Genomic DNA, 18,953 nt, shown 5'->3' on the forward strand with positions numbered 1-18,953 from the left:
GCGACACCGGAGTTGGCGGATCGGGTTATCACCGTCTAAGAATGTGTTATCAAGCACGTTAGGCACGTCGCTGCGAGGGCGTCAAGAGCCGAAACATGGATTTCCCTCGGACGACCCGGCCCGGACACACGGAGAGGCGGCCGGAGCGCCGGTGGTCAACCGGTGCCCCGACCGCCTCGGGGTGCGGACGGCGTTCTTCCGCGCCGCCTACAGCGCGGTCTCCCGTACGAACCGCAGCCGCAGCCGCGCGTAGACGGCGTCGTCCCCGGACAGCTCCGGATCGTCGTGCGGCCAGAGCCGGCGCGGCGTGCCGCCGGCGGCGCGGCAGGCCGCGGGGAGCGTGACGACGGCGCCGTCGCCGGCCGCGAACCGGCGCTCGGCGTCGTCCACCGCCGCGGTCACCGCCGCGCCGCGCAGCCCGGCGGCGCGCAGCCGGGCCACGGTGGCGGCGCGCGTCTCGACGGTGCCCTTCCAGCCGCCGTCGAGGAGCGCGGCGAGGCCGGCGAGCGGGCGGGGTTCGAGGCGTTCGCAGGCGAGGACGGTGAGGGTGGAGTCGCCGGCGACCTCGCTGAGGTGCTCGCCGAGCCAGCGGACCGGCAGGTCGCGGGTGGGCGGGACCGGCTCGGCGGCGGGATGCTCGGGGCAGGGCAGGACCCTGAGCCGGACGTCGGGCAGTTCCGCCGGCGCCGTGCCCAGCAGGAGCCGTGCCTCACGGCGCGCCATCCGCTCCAGGACGGCGCGCGGGTCCGTGGCGGACGCGGTGCCGGGAGCGGCGCGGTCGCGGTCCGCCGTCTCGTCCGCGGCGGGCGGGCTCTCGTACGGGCCCGGCAGACCCGCGCGCGCCGCCCGGCCCGCGGCCACGGCGCGCGCCGCCCACACTGCCGCCTCCGCGCACCCCTCCTCGCCGAGGGCCGCCAGGTCGTCGGGGCGCAGCCCCGCGGTGATCCAGCTCCGCAGCGCCGCCGCGCGGGCGTCCTCGCGTACGCGCCGGTGCTCGGCCCGCGCGTCCCCGCCGTCCGGGGTGAGCGCACCGAGCAGGTAGCCCGCGGCCCAGATCTCGCCGGCCGGCTCCCCGGGCAGCACCCGCGGTGCGGGCCCGGCGGCGCGGGCGGCGGCGGCGACGGTCTCGTGCGCCACGCCGAGCAGCGCCGACCAGGGCCGCCACGGCCAGGTGAACGGCTGCTCCGCCGGCTCCTGTGCGCCGCTGCGCCGGATCCGCACGTGGCAGCGGGACGCGACGAGTTCGACGGCGTAGCCGAGGCCGCCGTGGCGGGCCGGGTCCGCCAGCTCCGGGCCCGCCCAGTGGTCGGTGCCGACGGGCCCGGCCGCGCGGGCGACGGCGAGCCGGACGCCGTGGTGGTCGTTGCCCGCGACGGAGGGCCCGACGCCGTGGTCGAGCACGTGCGGCACCGGCGCCACGACGGGGATGCCCCGCTCGGCGCAGAACACGGCGATGTGCTCGTCGTCGTCGCGGGTGTCGTCGGGGAACCCGGCGAGGTACGCCGCGAGTTCGCGGGCGGTGTCCGCCGGCAGCGCCAGGGCCAGCGACGGCACCCACTCCCACGGCGCGAGCCGCACCGCGGCATAGCCGCCCACGGCCGCCTGCCGCACCCGGTAGGAGTTGTACGGCGACACCCACAGCACGCTCAGCGACACGGCCCGGTCCGGGTGGCGTTCGAGGAGCGCGGTGACGTGTCCGGCGAAGCCGGGGATGAGGTGGGCGTCGTCCTGCACCACGAGGTGGTGGGTGGCGCCGGGCGCGATCGCGGCCCACGCGACCTTCGCGGTGCGCAGCGGGCTCGGGACGCCGCCGGGCTCCGGGTCCCGGACGATACGGGCGGGCAGCGGCGCGCACTCGCCGGCGACCCGCTCGGCGCCGGCGAGGCGCGAGGGGTGGCACATGACGACGGTGCTGAGCCGGACGGGCGGTCGCGTCATGCGAGCGCCGCCCGGCTCCGGCCCGCGGCACCCGCGCCCCGGGCATCCCCGACGGTGTCCTCGGCCGCCGGCGCCGCCGCTGCCGCCTCTGCCGCGTCGACGATCAGCGCCTCGAACCCGGTCAGCATCGCCTCCGCGGCCGGCTCGTCGATCAGGCCGGTGTCCACGGTCAGCGACACCGGCATGAAGTGCCGGCTGCTGTACACGTGCCAGGCCACCGACGTCTCCGACTGCCGGCCGAGGGTCTGCCACTCGATGACCGACGACTCGGGCCGCACGCCCTCGTGTTCGCGCCGGTCCACAGAGCGCGCCTCGGTGATCATGTCGCGCAGATCGTTGTACCAGCAGGTCCGGTCCACGGGCCGGCCGCGCCGCTCGTCCAGCCCGCGCAGGTCGTCCAGGAGCGCCGACTTGTCGTAGTACGCGTGGTAGTACGTCTTCATCGCCGCCTGCGCCGCGCGCCGGGCCAGCGCCTCGAACGCCCCGGGTCCGGCGTCGGGTCCGAGTGCCGCGTCGAGGGTGAACAGGCCCTCCAGCGTCACCGTGCTCACCGCCTCGCGCAGCGCGGGCTGGAACCGGTTGCTCACCATCACCTGGAAAACGGCGCGGTCGTGCCGCGACTGCCGGGCCACCACCGCCGAGGCGGCGGCGAGCAGGATCGCCGAGGAACTGATCCGCCAGCGCTCGTCGAGCGTCCGCAGCGCCCCCGGCAGGCTCGGCGAGGCGAGCACCGCCTGCCGGAACCGGGGACGCGCGCCCGGCCGGCGCGTGAACAGCCGCTCGGGGGCGTCGCGCAGGGACTCCACCCAGTGCCGCCGGGCCGCCGCGTCGCGCTTGCGACCCTTCTCCGACGTCTGGAACCCGGCCTCCGCGAGCGGCTGGTGGCCGCGGCTCGCGGCGCGCAGCGCCGCCGGGTCGGCGCCGCGCAGCAGTTCGGTGAGCGCGCGGTGCAGCAGGGTCAGGCCCATCGCGTCGGTGGCGACGTGCGCGAGGACGAGGACCGCGCACACCACCTCGCCGTCGACGCGTACGAGCGCGGCGCGTACCGGCCACTCGCGGTCGTACGCGAACCGCACGGCGCGCCACCGGCGTTCGACGGCATCCGCGAGCCCGGTGGCCGCCGCGGCGTCCGCGGCGTCGAAGACGTGCACGTCGAACGTGCCGTCGCCGTCGAGCTCCTGGTGCATCGCGCCGTCGCCGCCCACGTGGACCCGGGTGCGCAGCGCGTCGTACACGGTGAGCAGGCCGCGTACGGCCTCGACCGCGCGGGCGGTGGGGACGGCGGGGGCGACGGGCACCACCACCTTGACGTTGGTGCCGTGGTCGTCGGGTTCGGTGTCGAGCATCGCCCGCCGGATGGCCCACTGGCCCCAGGTCACGGGCCCCCGGCCCGCGGGTGCTCCGGTGATGCCGACGCGGGCGGTGTGGGCGGTGCGGCCCGCCACCTCGCTCAGTTCCGTACGCACAGGTCCCTCCAGTCACAACTGCGGTAGTCGATGCGGCCGGTGGGGCGGCCGGTGGTGGCGACCGCGGCGGCGTACCCGGGTCCCACCGCGAGATCGGCGACGGCGTACCCGGTGCCGCCCGGCCGGCGGGACCCGCCGTCCGGTGCCGGGGCGGCGCCGACGTCGTGGCGCAGGAAGTCCAGCAGCCGCCCGCCGACGGCCTTGGCCCGCGCCTCCTTGCGGGCCAGCAGCAAGCACAGCCGGCGCACACGGGCCCGGCCCGGGGGCAGCGCGGCGAGCTGCGTCGCCTCGGCGGGCGCGAAGAACCGCCGGGCCAGCGCCAGCGGGTCGCCGTGTGGGTGTTCCGCCTGCAGATCGACGCCGACGGGCGCGGCGCCGCCGACGGCGACGAGCGCGCGCAGCCCCGAGCGCGACAGGTTCCACTCGCAGCCGCGGCCCGCACCCGTCAGTGCCGGCTTGCCGTACGGCCCCGGGGTCCACCCGATCCGCTCCGGGGGCAGCCCCAGGTGCTCGGCGAGCAGCCGCCGGGCGGCGGCGTGCGAGCGGAGCAGCGCCGTGCGGCGTACGGGGTCGGCGAGCCGCGCGGCCCGGGCCCGTTCGGCGTCGGTGAGCAGCCCCGTGGCGGGGCCCGCCGCACCGGCGTCGCCGGACAGGTCGACGTCCCAGACCCGCACGGCACCGCCGCCGGCCGCGCCCCCGGCTGCCTTCCCGGACACCTAGGCCGCCTCCGCGGCGCGGCCGAACCGGTGCCAGGCCGTGGCCAGCAGCAGCCCGCCGATGACGACGTTGCCGGCGGCCAGGGCGACGAAGTACGCCTCCGCGTCGTCCACGGCACGCGCGACGAGCCCGCCGCCGACGTTGACGGCGCCGAGGTAGACGACGTCGGAGGCGATGGTGATGTGCCCGTTGCGCACCTGCTGCAGGCTCATCGTCACCATGTTGAGCAGCCCGAACGCCAGCCAGCTCGGCGCGACGACGGTCAGGTAGTCGTCGGTGAACGCGGCGGTGCCCCCGTCGTCGCTCATCAGCCTGCCGAGCGGCCCGGCCAGCGCGAAGCCGGCCACGGCCAGGACCGCGTACACCGCCAGCACGTACCGCACGCCCTCGCGCAGCACGGGCCGCAGCAGGTGGCCCTCGCCGGCGCCGAGGGACTGGTTCATGGTGATGGCCACGGCCGAGCCGAGCGCGATCGCGGGCGACAGCGACAGCACCTGGATGGCGTGCGCGCCGCCGTAGCCGGCGACGGCGTCCGGGCCGAAGTCGGAGAGCACCCACAGCGACGTGTAGTTCATGCCGGCGATGAAGAGGTACGAGACGGCCACCGGCACCCCGACGGTGACCAGGATCCCCACCGTCTGCCTCAGCGGCTCCGCCGCCCCGCCGAAGCGCAGCAGCCCGGTGCGCGCCAGCAGGACCAGCCCGGACGCGAGGCCGACCACCGAGGCGCCTGCGATGGACGCGGGCACGGCGAAGACGCCCATGCCGGCGTGGAAGCCGAGGAGCCACACCCCGAGCACCTGCATCAGGGCGACGGCGATGGTGATCACGGACGCCGACCGCGCGCTGCCCCAGCCCCGCAGGGTGCCCGCGACCACCGAGGTGAGCACGGCCAGCAGGAAGGACGCGGCCACCAGCCGGGCGAAGAGCACGAAGTCGTCGTGCGAGGCGGCGTCCACGTCCAGCGTCCGCGCCATCTGCGGCGCGGCCAGCGCGATGACCGCCGCCGCGACGGCGAAGCAGCCGAGGGCGATGGCGCCGATGCGTACCAGCGGCGGCTGCGAGTCGTCGCCCTCGTCGGCCCCGCGGCGGCGGGCGGACACGACCTGGCTGCTGATCTCGATGCCCTCCTCCAGCGCCAGAAAGAAGAAGGAGACGGGGATGAAGAGGGCCCGGATGTACAGCGCGTCGCCGCCCATGTTGCCCAGCAGCGCCGAGATGGCGAACTGGGCGCCGAGGCCGGTGACGACGCCGAGGCAGATCGGCACGGCCAGCCCGCGCAGCCGGCCGCGCAGGTCGGGGGGCGGGGCGGGGGCGGCGTCCGGGGCCGGGTCGCCGTGCTCCTTGACGTCAGTCATCGAGGATCCTGCCTTTCCGGTGGCCCAGGGCGAGGTTGAGCCGCTGCATGGTGCCGGTGCCCTCCATGAACTCGAAGGCCCTGGCGTCGCGGTGCAGCTTGTCGAGCAGCGGGTGCTCCAGCCGGGCGCCGGGCCCGAAGAGCCGGAGGGCGTACTCGGCGGTCTCCAGAGCCAGTTCCGCGGCCCGGTACTTGGCGGCCGAGGCGACCGTGCCGTCGCCGGGGTCGCGGTCGGCCTGTTCGGCGGCGGCCAGCACCAGCCGCCGGGTGCCGGCCAGCCGGCGCCGCAGGCCCTCCATCGCGGACGACTCGTCGGCGCGCAGCGCGCGGCGGTTCACGGCCGCGTAGTCCCAGGCGGCCTGGGCGATGCCGAGGGCCATGGCGGCGACGACGGGGCGGGCGCGGTTGAAGGTCCGCATCGCGCCGACGATGCCGCGGCGGGTGGCGGACAGGTGCATGCCGAGGATGTCGGAGCGGGCCACGGGCACGCCGTCGAGGCGGACTTCGGCGAGCCCGATGGCGCGCATGCCGGTGGTCGGCAGGGCGGTGGCCGTGAAGCCGGGCCGGGTGGGCTCGACCAGCACGGCGACGACCCCGACGGGTCCCGGCTTGATGCGGGCGAAGACGACGCCCAGGTCGGCGCGGACGGCGTTGCCGATGTACTTCTTGACGCCGCTGAGCCGGTACGGACCGGGGGCGCCGGCCTCGGTCCCGGCTTCGGTGAGCGCGGTGGTCAGCGCGGTGGCGTCGGAGCCGGCGTGCGGCTCGGTGAGCGCGAAGAACGTCCACGTGGGGCGGGCGGCCAGGGTGGCGTAGTAACGCTCCTTCTGGTCGTCGTCGCCCAGTTCCTCCGTGAGCACGCCGGAGAGGGAGGGGCCGGGTGCGGCGACCATCAGCGCGGCGTCGCCCCAGGCCAGACGCTCGTACACGACGACGCGCTCGACGCAGGAGTGCAGGTGGCAGGGGCGGCCGTCGACGATCAGCGGGTCGGGGTTGTACGCGGGCGGCAGGCCCAGGAGGACGGGGAAGTAGGCGTCGTGGACGACGGGGTTGAGGGTCCTGGGGTCGGCGCCGGGCTCGTCCATGGCCAGTGCGGTGGCGCGGAAGGCGTGCGCGTACTCCTCCACGGCGGCACGCAGGCGCGTGAGGTCCGGGGGCGTGCGGGTGGGCGTGGCCGGCCCGCGGGTCGGTGTGGTGGTCATGGCCTCACCTCGGTGGCGTACTGCCCGCTCGCCGGCTCCGCGGGGACGGGATGGACGTCGGCCAGCAGGTCGACGGCACGGGCGAGCCGGCCGGGGCCCGCGTCGAGATAGCCGGCGGCGCCCAGCAGCCGCAGCACCGCGCGCAGCGCCCGGACGAGCGCGTCGGCAGCGCGGGGTGCGGCGAGCGCGGCGGAGCCGGGTCCGCCGCCGGCCGCGCCGTGTTCGAGCAGCAGCCGGGCCTCCAGCAGGTCCGCGGCGGCTTCGCCGTGCATGGTGCGTACGGACGAGATGTCGGCCAGTACCTCGCCGCCCACCCGGCGGCCCGCCAGGTGGTCGGCGGCGGTGCGCAGCAGGTGCTCCGTGAGGCCCAGCCGGATCCACAGCACACCCGTGGTCCAGGGGCCGGTGGTCCCGTCGCGGTGGCGTTCGTCGCGCCACACCCCGAGGTCGCCGCCGGCGAACTCCAGGGTGGCCACCGGTGCGCCGCCCGGTGCCTCGGCGGCGGCCAGCGGCAGCAGGGCGTGCCCGCCGGGGCCCCAGGCGCGGGCGTCGGGGCCGAGTCCCGCGCGGAGTTCGGCGAGCGCGGGGGCGGGGCCTTCGGCTTTGGCGCGGGCACGGCAGCGCAGCCCGAGCGCGGTGTCGAGCACCGGGTCGGCGACCGGGGCGGCCGGTTCCGGTGCGGGATGCGGGAGGGGTAGTGCGGTCACGTCCGCGCCTCCAGGAACGGGGTGGTGAGCCGGTCGGAGACGACCGGTTCCGGTGGGAAGCCGCCCGCGCCGGCCGCGGGTACCGGCGTGAACAGGGCCAGGCAGTCGTAGCCGAGGGCCTCGTCCCGGTCGGCGACGGCGAGTTCGCGGCCCGGGTCGGCGGCGTGCCGCAGGGCGGCCTCGTACCACGGCTGCAGCCAGCCGGCGGGCCGCGGGCGCGGCGGTCGCCGGTCCGCCGCGGGCAGCCGGCGGACCGTCAGCTCCGCGAGGCGGAGCCCGGTCCCGGACCCTGGTCCGGCGCGGCGGGCCGGGCCCGCCCCGGAGTCCGGGCCGAAGTCCGCGCCGGAGTCCGCCCCGAGCACCACGACGACCGCGCCGCTGCCCGGCGGCAGCGCGTACCCGGGCTCGGGCGGCAGCGTCGACTGCTCCATGACGACGACCGCGGCGCGCCGCGCCTCGCCGCCCGCGATCCGGCCGCGCGCCAGGCGCAGCGCGGTGAACGGCCCGGCGGCGCCCTGGTCGTTGACGCCGATGACCAGCGGCCGGCCGCCCAGCAGTTCGGCCAGCAGGCAGCCGGGCAGCACCCGGGCCTGGCAGTCCGGCACGGGGGTGACGGTGAGCAGCAGGTCCACGCCGCTGCCGGTGCCGCCGAGCACGTCGGCAGCGGCCGTCACCAGGTCCGCGTACGAGACGCGCTCGCCGCGATCCAGCCAGGTGCGGTCGGGCAGCGGGCCGTAGACCGTCTCCAGGTCGTCGGCGTACTCGCTCAGGTCCGCGGCCGTGGTGCCGCCGTGGCCGGCCTCCGGCGGGCCGACGGCGGTCAGCCGCTCCAGTCTGACGGGCATCGCCACCGCCTAGCCCGCCGCGCCGGTGCCGGCGGACACCCGGATGAACGCGCACACCGCGCCGACCGTCTCCAGGTGCTCGGGCTCCAGGGTCTCGGGGTCGATCTCGATGCCGTGGTCGTCCTCCAGCGTCATGAGGAGTTCGAGGACGCTGGTGGAGTCCAGGCCCAGTTCCTCGAAGAGCTTCGTCTGCGCGGTGGCCTCGCCGAGGTCCTTGCGCAGCACGGCTTCCAGCGACTTGATGACCTTGGACTCAAGGTCGGACCCGGCCTCGTCGACGTGCGTGGTCATGCTCTGCCTCCTGAGAAGTGCGGTGGTGCGTGCGTGCGTACGGTGGTCGGTGGGGGCGGGGCTACGGCGCGGCGTCCGACTGCGGCTCCAGCAGGTCGTCGACGGTGTCGCGGCGCCGGACGAGACGGGCGCGACCGGCGGTGACCAGCACCTCGGCGGGGTGGCCGTGGCTGAGGAACAGCACGGGCGAGGCGCTCGGCCCGTACGCGCCGGAGCGGGTGACGGCGACGAGGTCGCCGGGCGCCAGGTCCGCGGGCAGGTCGACGGCCTTGCCGAGGGTGTCGTTGGGGGTGCACAGCGGCCCGGTGACGTTCCACGGGACGAGGGGTCCGCCGCCGCCGACGCGGTGCAGGGGGAAGTTGCGGCGGAAGGGCGAGCCGATGCCGACGGCGGCCATGTGGTGGTTGGTGCCGCCGTCGCAGACGGCGAAGCGCTCGCCGCGTGACTCCTTGACGTAGCGCACCCGGGTCAGGTAGGTGCCGGCCGGCGCGGCGAGGTAGCGGCCCAGCTCCATCACCAGCCCGGTGTCCGGGTGCGCGGCGTGGAAGGCGGCGACGACCGGGTCCAGCGCCGTCGTCAGCTCGTCGGCGTCGAGGTCGCTCTCGGCAGCGTGGTAAGCCACGCCGAGCCCGCCGCCGACGTCGACCGTGCCCAGCTCGAACCCGAGCCGTCCCGCGAGCCGTTCGGCCAGCTCCAGGATGCGCCGGGTGTTCTCCACGATCGCGGCGGCGGCGAGGATGCGGGTGCCCATGTACGCGTGCACGCCGGTCACCCGCACGTTCCCGTACCGCCGCAGCTCGGCCGGGTCGAGCGCGTCGAGGACTTCCTCGTCGATGCCGAACTGCCGCGGCTTGCCGCCCATCGTCAGCCCGCCGCCCTTCAGCTCGAACGCCGGGTTGACGCGGAGCAGCACCTCGGCGGTGGTGCCGCGGTGGCGGGCCTCCTCGTCGATCACGGCCAGCTCGGGCAGCGACTCGGCGATCAGCCGGGCCCCGGCCTTGAGGCAGGCGGCGATCTCGTCGCGGCTCTTGCCGGGGCCGAGGAACAGCATCTCCTCGCCGGTGGCGCCGGCGCGCTGCGCGGTGGCCAGCTCGGCCAGCGACGACAGTTCGAGACCGGCGCCCAGTTCGCGCATGGTGCGGGTCACGGCGAGGTTGGGGTTGGCCTTGAGCGAGTAGAAGAGCCGCAGCGCCGGGTGCAGCCGCTCCCGCAGGCCCGTGTAGCGGTCGCGCAGCCGGTCGGCGTCGTAGAGGTACAGCGGCGTGCCGAACTCGGCGGCCAGGTCGGTGAGGGCGAGGCCCTGGCAGTGGGTGACGAGGGTGTCGTCGGTCATCGTACGTCTCCGAACTCGGTGAGGCGCGCGGCCACTTCGGCGTCCAGGGCGTCCGCTTCCGCCTGGCCGGGGGCGACGAGCAGGAAGTAGAAGCGGCCGTCCGCCGGGGCCGCCGGGGCTGCCGGAGCCCGTTCCGGGCCGGCGAAGGCGGCGCCCGCGGTCGCGTGGTTGTCGGGGAGTGCGCCGCGGCCGGCGGCGCGGTCGAACAGGAGCCCGCCGAGGGCTTCGGCGAGCCGGTCGAACGGGACGGGGGCGGGCAGCCGCACGTCGTACTGCCGGGCGACGACGACCGCGCCGGCCGGGACGCACTGCTCCTGGAGCCGGGTCTGGTAGGTGGACATGTTGTTGCGGGCGTTGATCTCCAGTACGGGCAGCAGCGTGCCGTCGGTCCGCACCAGGGCGTCGACGCCCACGGGCCCGTGGTAGCCGTCGGCGGCCAGCCGCCGGCCGAGGAGCCGCGCGGTGTCCGCCACGACGGCGTGCTGTGCGGGGGTGAGCCGGGCCGGGAAGCGGTGGCCTTTGTGGACGCCGCCCGCGGTCAGCGCCTCCTTGACGAAGTCGAAGCGCACGGATCCGTCGCGGCCCACGGTGAGGTGGTAGTTGAGGTCCGCGGCCTTGTCGGCCCAGACCTCCACGACCACGGCGAGCCGGTCGTCCCCGGTGCGTTCCGCGCGCCGGCGCACCATCCGCACCACCTGCTCCAGCCGGCGCACCCGGTCGGCGACGACGATGCCCTTGCCGGAGACGCCGTAGGCGTCCTTGACCCCGACGACGGCGCCGTCCGCGATCCGGGCCGCGGCCTTCTCCGCGACGGCCTCGAACTCCGCGACCGACTCGCACTCCCAGCCCTCGGCGAGCGGCACGCCCAGCTCGGCGGTGACGCGGCGGCTGTAGATCTTGCTGTTGACCCGCTTGGCGAGCGTCGCGGCCGGCAGCGCCGACGCCAGCCCCGTGCGCCGGCACAGCTCCTCCTCGGCCGCGGACATCCCGTGCGGCAGGAGCCGGGGGGTGCCGAGCTCGCGCAGCCGCGCGAGCAGGCCGGGCGACTCCAGCGCCTCCTCCGTGACGGGGACGCCGGGCCGGCAGCGGTCGGTGACCTGCACGTGCGGCAGGCCGAGGCCGAGGCCGCGCAGGTAGTCGAGGTAGCCGGGGTCGGGTGCGGACTTGAGGATCACGTGGTCGGCCGCGTCGCCGAGCAGCAGCGCGAACTCGTCCATGCGCGCGACGACCGGGGAGAGCGCGTTGTCCCCGACGGCCGGTACCCCGGGCTCGCCGCGCGCCCAGTCGCGTTCCACCTCGATGTTGCCGAGCAGAACGAGCGGTGCGGCCGGGTCGCCGGTGCAGGCGCGCCGGACGCCGCTCATGAAGTCGTCGGCCGGCGGGTTGCCGGTCATGTCGTCCCCCTTCTCCTGGCGTTCTCCTGGCGTTCTCCTGGAGCCGTGCGGTCTGTCGCGTGCGCCCGCCGTCAGTGGCGGAACACCGCGGCCGCGAAGGTGGCGCCGAGCCCCACCGCGGCCATCAGGTAGCAGTCGCCCTTGCGCAGCCGGCCGGCGTCGCGCAGGGTCACGTAGTTGATGAAGGAGTCGGCGCCGAAGCAGTGCCCGAGCGAGGCGACGTTGTCCAGGCAGACGCGCGAGCGCGGGAACTCCAGCAGTTGCGCGGCCTTCGCCCAGGAGATGCGGTTGACGTTGTGCGGGAGGATCCACGCCAGGTCCTCCGGGGAGATTCCGGCCGCGGCCACCGCCTCGCGGATCACGGTCGTCAGCCGCTCCGCGTAGCGGCGCTCGAACTCCTCGCCGCGCGGCGGCGGGAGCTTCACGTCGTGGTACTCGCCGAACGTGCGGGTGACGTAGCTGCGCAGCACGTCCCCGCCGCCCCCGGCGGACACCAGGCAGGCGGCCGACGACTCACCCATCACGGTGGTGCCGGGGATGAGCTGGGCGGTGGGCCAGTCGGCCTTCTCCCCCGCGACGACGAGCGCCAGCGCGCCGGGGTCGCCGTCCTCGGCGAGGAGCCGCCCGGCGAGGTCGACGGCGGCGAGCCCGGAGGCGCACGCCTGCTGGGTGACGGTGAACACGGCGGCGTGCCCGAGGCCGAGTTCGTCGGCCGCGTCGTGCACCGGGTTCCGGGAGGCGCGGGAGCCGATGGGGATGGTGCGGGCGCTGACGACGTACGACACGCGGTGCTCGTTGCCCCGCAGCGCGGTGAGCCCGCGGCCGGCGGCCACGGTCATCTCGCGCAGTCCGGCGCCGGGCGACATGCGGACGTCGCGGAGGCCGAAGTAGCGGTGGAAGAGCGCGAGGTCGCGGTCGCCGACGCCGAGGCGGGGGGCGAGGTCGGCGATGGGCACCGACACGGGCGCGACGTGGGCGGCGACGTCGTACAGGGCCGTCATCGGGCACTCCTTCCGGCTGCGGTACGGGACGGGGGCGGCGGGCCGTCAGCCGCCGCGGGGGCCGGTCGGCCGGAGAGCCGTGCCGTGGCACGCTTGTCGCGGGTCCTGAGCCCGGTGAACGCGAACAGCACCCGGCCGCCGTCGCCGACCGCCTCGCAGCGGGCCACCGTGCCGTCGCCCGCGGTCCGGTGGCGCAGGTCCACCGGCGCGGGGGCCTCGGCGAGCGCGGCGTCGTTGCCCGGGGCGTAGAGGTCGAACCGGTCGATGCGGACGGGCACGGGAACCGGCGCGTCGGCGGCGTCCGCGGAGGCGGCGGTCGCCCGCAGCAGGCTGTCCATGGCCAGCGCGGGCAGGAGGAAGTCCCGGAGCGGCCCGAGGTGTTCTGGCGGCGGCAGGTGCAGTCGGGCCGAGCCCCCGGCGGCGCCGGTACGGAGCTCGCGGAGCGAGTCGAACATGCCGCGGAGCCGCACCGGGGAGCCGGCGTCCGCGTAGGCGTCGCGAGCGGGGACGAGCGGGTCCCCGCCCGGCTCAGGGTCGGGGCCCGGGGCGTACGCGCCGTCGAGCAGGACCGTCATCCGGCTGTACTCCTGCGCCGGAATGGGGCCGCGCGGCGGGGCGGCGAGGACCACCTCGACGCGGCCGGGCCGCTCCGCCCGCGCGGTGACCAGCAGCCGGCGCGGCCAGTGCTCCTCCGCCGCGCGCACGAACCGCGCGAACACGGCGTCCGTGACCGCCACCGGGCGCCCGCCCCCGACCGCGGCGGCGGCCTCGGCGGCGATCTCCATGAGGAACGTCCCGGGCAGCGTGGGCCGTTCGTCGACGCGGTGGTCGCGCACGTACGGGTGGTCGTCCAGACCGAGCCGTACCTCCCAGGCCGTGCCGCCGCCTTCTGCGGGCGCGCCGGCACCGCGGACGAACGCGCCGGCGGGGTCGGGTGGCCGGGCGCCGGCGGCGCGCAGCTCCGGCGCGGCGGCGGCGAGCATGCGCCACTCGGTCTCGCCGAGCCACACGGAGGTGAGCGGGTCGCGGCGGCGGTGCAGCAGTTCGGTGCGGAACCAGCGGCGGCCGAGGGCGTCGTCGAGGTGGGTGAAGTTGTCCTCGCGGGCGAGGTAGGCGTCCTGGACCTGGGTGTGCGTCACCATCCCGGTCTCGGTCCACAGCCCCGAGACCGGGGCGTGCACGTCGGCCTGCGCGGTGGCGCGGGCGTGGGCCGCGGCGTGGGTGAGGAACTCGTTGGCGGAGATGTAGTCGGCCTCGCCGGGGCGGGCCACGACGGTGGTGACCGAGCTGATCGCCAGCCACAGCGCGGGGTCGTGGGCGGCGAACGCGGCGCGGAGGTGGAGCCAGCCGCGTACCTTCACGTCCCGTACGGACCGGAACTCGGCGGGCGTCTTGCGGCGCAGCGCGGTGGCCCGCTCGACGCCGGCGCCGTGCACGACGACGTCGGCGCCGCCGGCCGCGGCGATCTCCGCGGCCACCGCCCGCAGCGCGCCGGGGTCGAGGACGTCGCACTGCCGGTAGTGCACGCGGTCGGCGCCGTGGCGGGCGGCGAGCCGCCTCAGGGTACGGGCCCGCTCGGCGGCCTGGAGTGCGCGGTTGTGGCGCCGGTTCAGCTCGGCGAGCTTGGCGCCGGGGTGCTCGGCCATCAGCCGGCGCAGCGCCGCCGGCCGGTCGGCGGGGAGGTCGCCCGCGTCCGCGGGTCCGGGGGCGGGCCCGGAACCGAGCAGCCAGATCGCGGCGGGTCTGGACAGCCCGGCGAGCTGGTCGACCAGCTCGGCGGTGATGCCCCGCCCGCCCCCGGTGGCGACGACGACGGGCGCGCGCGGCAGCCCGCCCGCCGGAAGGAGGCCGTCCGCCGGAAGGAGGCCGCCCGCCGGAGGGAGGCCGCCCGCCGGAGGGAGGCCCTCCGCCGGAGGGAGGCCCTCCGCGGGGGCGAGCACGGCTTCGGCGCGGACGCCCCGCCGGTAGTGGGCGACGGCGAGGTGCCGTTCGACGGCGGACTCCCGGCCCAGCGGTTCGAGCCCGCCCGCGAGGTCGTCGGCGTCGGCCACGACCGCGTAGACGAGCGCGCCGGGCAGATCGGCGGCCAGCGCCCGGACGAGCCCGGTGAAGAGCCCGGTGGCGGGGTCGGGCGCCGGGTCGCCGGAGTCGAGGACGAGCACGGCGAAGGACCCGCGGGCGTCGAGGTCGTCGGCGAGGAGGTGCGCGGCGGCGAACGCCAGCTCCTGCAGTTCCAGGGCCGCGGTGGGCAGGTCGTCCCCGGCCGGGCGGCGCCTCGTGTCGAAGAGGACGCGCACGTGGCGGAGTCCGCGCTCCGCCAGGACGGCGGCCAGGTCCTCCGGGGCGTCAAGTACGCGCACGTCCCCCGCCGGCTCCGGGTGCGCCGCCCGCGGGACCGCCACGACGCAGCCCGGCGGCGTGAGACCGGCCGCCCCTTCCGGGTCGTTCGTCAGCACCAGGGTGTCCGGCGGCAGCGCGGGCAGCGGGGTGCGTACCCCGGGGCGGTCCAGCCGCTTCAGGCGCAGCACGTGCGGGCGCAGTTCGCCGAGCCGGTCCGGTGCCGCGGGCGGCTCGGGCACGTAGGTCAGCGCGGGCGTGCCGGGCTCCGCGGGGGCCAGGTCCGCCGCCGCGTCGTCCGCGCGGACGGCGCGGTGCAGCGCCACGAGCCCCTCGGCGGCGTGGTGGTACGGCCGCGCCCCGGCCGGGTCCGCGGCGGTGCCGGCACGTGCGCGGCGGCCCGCCACCGGCGGCTCGGCCACCCGCAACTCCCCCAGGATCTTCAGGCCCCGTGCCCGGGCCTCCGCCCGGCGCATCAGGACCGCCGCTGCCGCCGCCTCCGTCGCGACGCCGCCCGGCGGCGGCGTCACCAGTTCCGCCGCCGCGGTCACGCCGATCACGACCGCCGCGTCCAGTTCCCGTGCCGCGAGGCGGCGGCAGGCCGCCGCCAGGGCCGCGTGGGAGGAGTCCGGGCCGGCGTCGAGGGTCATGTTCGGGCCGTGCAGGTCGAGGAGCTGGGCCACCCGGGACGCGATGATGTTCGGCATCAGCCCGGGCAGGGAGTCGCTGTTGCTCTCGGGCGCCAGCGCCCGTACGCCCGCCGCCAGCGCGGACACGTCCGCCTCCGCACGCGCCGCGATGTCGTCCAGGTACGCGCGCAGCGTGCACGCCATCGCCTGCCGCACCTGGCCGCTGTGCCCGACGAACACCCCCGTGCGCGCCAGGAGTCCGGCGTCCGGTTCGCCCCACCCCGCGCGCAGCGCCAGCGCGCAGCGCAGCGCCATGAGCTGGCTGCGGTCCAGCCGCTCCAGCACCGCCGGCGGCAGCCGCACCTCCAGCGGCGCCGGCGTCGGGAACGACGTGCCGAAGACCGGGCCGGCCTCCGGTGCCAGCAGGGTCGTCGCGACGACGACGACCGGCTCCGGGGCTGCGGGCGCCGGTGCGGCCGGTCCCGGGCGGTCGCTGACGATCAGGTGCGCGTTGGTGCCGCCGAAGCCCATCGCGGAGACCCCCGCGGTACGGGCCCGGCCGTCCGGCGACGGGTGCCACGGCAGGGTCCGTACGGGCACGGCGGCCGGGCCCGCGACCGGTTCGGTGTAGAGGTGCTGCGCGGGGATCGCCTCGTGGCGCAGCGCGAGCAGCGCGTGGATGACGTTGACCGCGCCCGCCGCCCAACCGGTGTGCCCGATCAGCGACTTGTTCGACGTCAGCGTCCACCGCCTGCCGGGCGCCGCGGCGGCCAGCGCCTCCAGCTCCGCCCGGTCGCCGGCGGCGGTGCCGGTCGCGTGGGCGACGACCCAGTCGACGTCCTCCGGGCCGACGCCGGCCGCGGCCCAGGCCCGTTCGAGGGCGATCCGCTGACCCGCCGGGTTCGGTGCGTAGACCGCCTTGCCGCGCCCGTCGGACGAGCCGCCGAAGCCGCGGACGAAGCCGAGGACCGGATCGCCGTCCGCCAGGGCGCGCCCGTACGTCTTGAGCGCCACGACCGCGGCGCCGTCCGCGAACAGCACGCCGTCCGCGCCGCGGTCCAGCGAGCGCACGCGGTCGCCCCGGGCCAGCCCGTCCAGCTTGGCGAACAGCACCATGGTCTGGGCGTTGACGCTGTACGTGCCGCCGCACAGGGCGAGGTCCGCGCGGCCTTCACGCAGGGCGCGCATGCCGAAGTCGAAGCTGTAGAGGGAGGAGGAGCAGGCGGTGTCGACGACGACGGTCTCCACGGGGTCGGCGAGCCCGGCCAGCGCCTCACGCACGACGCGGTACGGCGCGGTGTCGGCGAGGTCGGGCGAGCCGGCCGGGTAGAGCGCGGCCAGCGGGTCCGCGTCACCGGCTTCCGGTCCGGCCAGCAGCCGGGCGCCGTGGCGGAGCAGGCTGTGCTCGGCGGCGTGGCCGCCGTCCGCGGTCATGCCGACCGCGGCGAAGGTGCGCGTACCGGCGTCGAGCCGGACGCCGTCGAGCGCCTGCAGCACGCTGTGCCGCAGCCACCGGCCGCTCGGCTCGCGCTGCGGGGCGCGGCCGGCGGCGAGTTCGGCGCCCAGCCGGGGGTGGGGGCGCAGGTCGTGGAGGAAGCCGGAGGTGCGGGTGTACGTCTTGTCCGGTGCGGCCGGGTCCGCGGACCAGAGGGCGTCGATGTCCATCCGGTCCCCGGGCTCGCTGAACTGCGGGACGCGGTCGCGCAGCAGGTGCCACAGCTCGTCGGGCGAGCCGGCGCCCGGCACGGCCAGGCCCATGCCGACGGCGACGATCGCGCCGGGGTCGGCGTCCGCGGGGCGGCCGTCGCCGGGGCCGCCGTCGGCTGGTGCCGGCGCGAGGGACGGCAGCGAACCCGCGGTGCGTACGGCGGCGTCCAGGCCCCGCGCGCGCAGGGCCGCGACGGCGGCCTCGGCGGCGGCGCGGTCGGCGGCGCCGGCCTCGACGCGGTAGCGGAGCGGGCGGATGCCACCACCGCCCCCGGTGCCGTCAGCCATCGGCCCGTACGCCGGTGCCGGCGGCGGTGGTGCGGCCGGTCTCGTCGATGAGCCGGGCGAGGCCGCCGAGGGTGGACTGGAGGGCGAAGCGGGTGTCGTCGGCGACGTGGTGCAGGCCGAAGCGGTCGATGAGGGTGCTGAGCACCTCCATGCGCTTGAGGGAGTCGATGCCGAGGTCGCCTTCGAGGTCGGCGTCGGGGTCCATGGCCTCGACGGGGTAGCCGAGGCGGTCGGCGTAGACCTGCTGGAGGGTGCCAAGCACGTCACCGCCTGCGGCGGGCCCGGCGGGTGCGGCGGGCGCGGCCGCCAGAGGGTCCGGCGCCACGGGGGGCGTTGCAGGTACGGGAGTGGGGGCGGGGGTCGCCACCGGCATCGACGGGCCGTGCACGGCCCGCGCCGCACGCGCCGGGCCCGGCGCCGCACCGGCGGCGTCCGGCACGGCGGTCGCCGCAGGCATCGCCGACGCCGCAGGCACCGCCGACGCGGGAGCGGGGGCGGGGGTCGCCACCGGCATCGGCGCGCCGGGCGCGGCGGGCGCCGCAGGCGCCGGGCCCGCCGCCGCACCGGCGTCCGAAGCGGCCGGCACCGCAGGCACCGCGGTCGCCGCCGATGCCGGAGCGAGGGCGGGGGTCGCCACCGGCATCGGCGCGCCGGGCACGGCCCGCGCCGCAGGCGCCGGGCCCGCCGCCGCGCCGGAGTCCGGCACGGCCGGTCCGGCGGGCGCCGCAGGCACGGCGGGCGCCGCAGGTGCCGCCGTCGTCCCCGGTGCCGCAGGCACCGCGGCTGCGGCGGCTGCCGCGGTCGGCGCATCCGCGGGGCGCTCCCCCGCGCGGCCCGCGAGCCATCGCTCCGCGGTCTGCGCGTCGCACCCCACCGCCTGACGTACCAGCTCCCCCAGCCCCGCGCGCCCGCACTCCACCACCGACTCCAGCCCGTACGTCTGCAGGTCGCGCAGTGCGGCGAGGAAGTCGACGGGGCGGGTCACCTGCGCGACCAGCGACGCCTTGACGCCGGTGTCGTCCGTGACGAGCCCGCCGAGCGCCGGCGAGTACAGCCGCCGCTCGGCGGGCCGCTCGGGAATGCCCTCGATCGCCGCCGCGAACTCGGCCTGGGCGGTGGCGAGCAGCGGATTGTGGAACGGGTACGGGGCGGTGAGCCGGACGGCGCGTACGCCCAGCACGTCGGCGAGCGCGGCGAGGCGGCCGAGGGCTTCGTCGGGGCCCGAGGCCACGACGTGCCGCGGCGCGTTGACGACGGCGAGCCGGGCGCCGGGCAGCTCCGCGGCGGCGAGCAGGGCGGTGGCGCGGCGGGCCGGCAGGGTGAGCGCGAGCATGCCGCCGGTGCCGGCGGCGGTGTGCTCCAGGGCGCGGGCGCGGTGGGCGGCGACGCGGGCGCCGTCCGCGGCGGTGAAGCAGCCGGCGTGAGCGGCGGCGGCCATCTCGCCCATGCTGTGGCCGACCACGACGTCGGCGGGCTCGCGCAGGTCCACCTCGCGGGCGTACACGAGCGCCGCGGCGTAGATCGCGAGCTGCAGCGCGAACGGGTCGGTCTCGGCCAGCCGGCGGCCGTCCGCGGCCCCGTCGTCGGTGAGCAGCGGCGAGATCGCGCCGTGGCCGAACTCGGCGGCCACCGCGTCGACGACGGCCAGCAGGTCGGCGACGGGGGCGCTCCGATGCCCGGCGAACGCGCCGGGCCGGTAGGCGCCCTGTCCTGGCAGCAGCAGTGCGGTTCTCAGATCCAT

General features: G+C 77.3%; 13 protein-coding genes. All 13 read right to left on the minus strand.

Annotated features, from left to right (window positions below):
* Window positions 1-207: 207 nt before the first annotated feature.
* On the minus strand, window positions 208-1,938 hold the full coding sequence (locus O7599_RS02980; protein ID WP_281620495.1) for a hypothetical protein: 1,731 nt from the start codon (window positions 1,936-1,938) through the stop codon (window positions 208-210).
* A complete protein-coding gene (locus O7599_RS02985; RefSeq protein WP_281620496.1) occupies window positions 1,935-3,404 on the minus strand; it encodes a condensation domain-containing protein in 1,470 nt (489 codons plus the stop codon). The genes O7599_RS02980 and O7599_RS02985 overlap by 4 nt, the downstream gene beginning before the upstream one ends.
* The gene (locus tag O7599_RS02990) at window positions 3,389-4,120 is read right to left on the minus strand and encodes a 4'-phosphopantetheinyl transferase superfamily protein (protein ID WP_281620497.1); all 732 of its coding nucleotides are present in this window, start codon (window positions 4,118-4,120) and stop codon (window positions 3,389-3,391) included. Before O7599_RS02990 ends, O7599_RS02985 begins: the two co-directional genes overlap by 16 nt.
* The gene (locus O7599_RS02995) at window positions 4,121-5,479 is read right to left on the minus strand and encodes an MATE family efflux transporter (protein ID WP_281620498.1); all 1,359 of its coding nucleotides are present in this window, start codon (window positions 5,477-5,479) and stop codon (window positions 4,121-4,123) included.
* Window positions 5,472-6,680, minus strand: a complete 1,209-nt coding sequence (locus O7599_RS03000; protein WP_281620499.1) for an acyl-CoA dehydrogenase family protein — start codon at window positions 6,678-6,680, stop codon at window positions 5,472-5,474. The genes O7599_RS02995 and O7599_RS03000 overlap by 8 nt, the downstream gene beginning before the upstream one ends.
* Window positions 6,677-7,387: an acyl-CoA dehydrogenase family protein gene (locus O7599_RS03005; RefSeq protein ID WP_281620500.1), complete on the minus strand. Its 711-nt coding sequence runs from the start codon at window positions 7,385-7,387 to the stop codon at window positions 6,677-6,679. The genes O7599_RS03000 and O7599_RS03005 overlap by 4 nt, the downstream gene beginning before the upstream one ends.
* Window positions 7,384-8,232, minus strand: a complete 849-nt coding sequence (locus tag O7599_RS03010) for a hypothetical protein (RefSeq protein WP_281620501.1) — start codon at window positions 8,230-8,232, stop codon at window positions 7,384-7,386. The genes O7599_RS03005 and O7599_RS03010 overlap by 4 nt, the downstream gene beginning before the upstream one ends.
* Window positions 8,233-8,241: 9 nt before the next feature.
* Window positions 8,242-8,523, minus strand: coding sequence for an acyl carrier protein (locus tag O7599_RS03015; RefSeq protein WP_281620502.1), 282 nt, complete (start codon window positions 8,521-8,523; stop codon window positions 8,242-8,244).
* A 61-nt stretch (window positions 8,524-8,584) separates the two neighbouring features.
* Window positions 8,585-9,856, minus strand: coding sequence for a type III PLP-dependent enzyme (locus O7599_RS03020; protein WP_281620503.1), 1,272 nt, complete (start codon window positions 9,854-9,856; stop codon window positions 8,585-8,587).
* Window positions 9,853-11,250: a hypothetical protein gene (locus O7599_RS03025; RefSeq protein ID WP_281620504.1), complete on the minus strand. Its 1,398-nt coding sequence runs from the start codon at window positions 11,248-11,250 to the stop codon at window positions 9,853-9,855. The genes O7599_RS03020 and O7599_RS03025 overlap by 4 nt, the downstream gene beginning before the upstream one ends.
* Before the next feature lie 71 nt (window positions 11,251-11,321).
* On the minus strand, window positions 11,322-12,251 hold the full coding sequence (locus O7599_RS03030; protein ID WP_281620505.1) for a 3-oxoacyl-[acyl-carrier-protein] synthase III C-terminal domain-containing protein: 930 nt from the start codon (window positions 12,249-12,251) through the stop codon (window positions 11,322-11,324).
* Window positions 12,248-17,212 carry an SDR family NAD(P)-dependent oxidoreductase gene (locus O7599_RS03035; RefSeq protein WP_281620506.1) on the minus strand — a complete coding sequence of 1,655 codons (4,965 nt, stop codon included), beginning with the start codon at window positions 17,210-17,212 and terminating at the stop codon, window positions 12,248-12,250. Before O7599_RS03035 ends, O7599_RS03030 begins: the two co-directional genes overlap by 4 nt.
* Window positions 17,205-18,953 carry an acyltransferase domain-containing protein gene (locus tag O7599_RS03040; protein ID WP_281620507.1) on the minus strand — a complete coding sequence of 583 codons (1,749 nt, stop codon included), beginning with the start codon at window positions 18,951-18,953 and terminating at the stop codon, window positions 17,205-17,207. The genes O7599_RS03035 and O7599_RS03040 overlap by 8 nt, the downstream gene beginning before the upstream one ends.

It is taken from the genome of Streptomyces sp. WMMC500 (assembly GCF_027497195.1).
Taxonomy (GTDB): Bacteria; Actinomycetota; Actinomycetes; order Streptomycetales; family Streptomycetaceae; genus Streptomyces.

Coding starts and splice junctions, on each gene's coding strand:
- O7599_RS03015 (WP_281620502.1), bottom strand. CDS start 8,523: ATGACCACGCACGTCGACGAGGCCGGGTCCGACCTTGAGTCCAAGGTC.
- O7599_RS03025 (WP_281620504.1), bottom strand. CDS start 11,250: ATGACCGGCAACCCGCCGGCCGACGACTTCATGAGCGGCGTCCGGCGC.
- O7599_RS03000 (WP_281620499.1), bottom strand. CDS start 6,680: ATGACCACCACACCGACCCGCGGGCCGGCCACGCCCACCCGCACGCCC.
- O7599_RS02980 (WP_281620495.1), bottom strand. CDS start 1,938: ATGACGCGACCGCCCGTCCGGCTCAGCACCGTCGTCATGTGCCACCCC.
- O7599_RS03020 (WP_281620503.1), bottom strand. CDS start 9,856: ATGACCGACGACACCCTCGTCACCCACTGCCAGGGCCTCGCCCTCACC.
- O7599_RS02995 (WP_281620498.1), bottom strand. CDS start 5,479: ATGACTGACGTCAAGGAGCACGGCGACCCGGCCCCGGACGCCGCCCCC.
- O7599_RS03010 (WP_281620501.1), bottom strand. CDS start 8,232: ATGCCCGTCAGACTGGAGCGGCTGACCGCCGTCGGCCCGCCGGAGGCC.
- O7599_RS03030 (WP_281620505.1), bottom strand. CDS start 12,251: ATGACGGCCCTGTACGACGTCGCCGCCCACGTCGCGCCCGTGTCGGTG.
- O7599_RS03040 (WP_281620507.1), bottom strand. CDS start 18,953: ATGGATCTGAGAACCGCACTGCTGCTGCCAGGACAGGGCGCCTACCGG.
- O7599_RS03035 (WP_281620506.1), bottom strand. CDS start 17,212: ATGGCTGACGGCACCGGGGGCGGTGGTGGCATCCGCCCGCTCCGCTAC.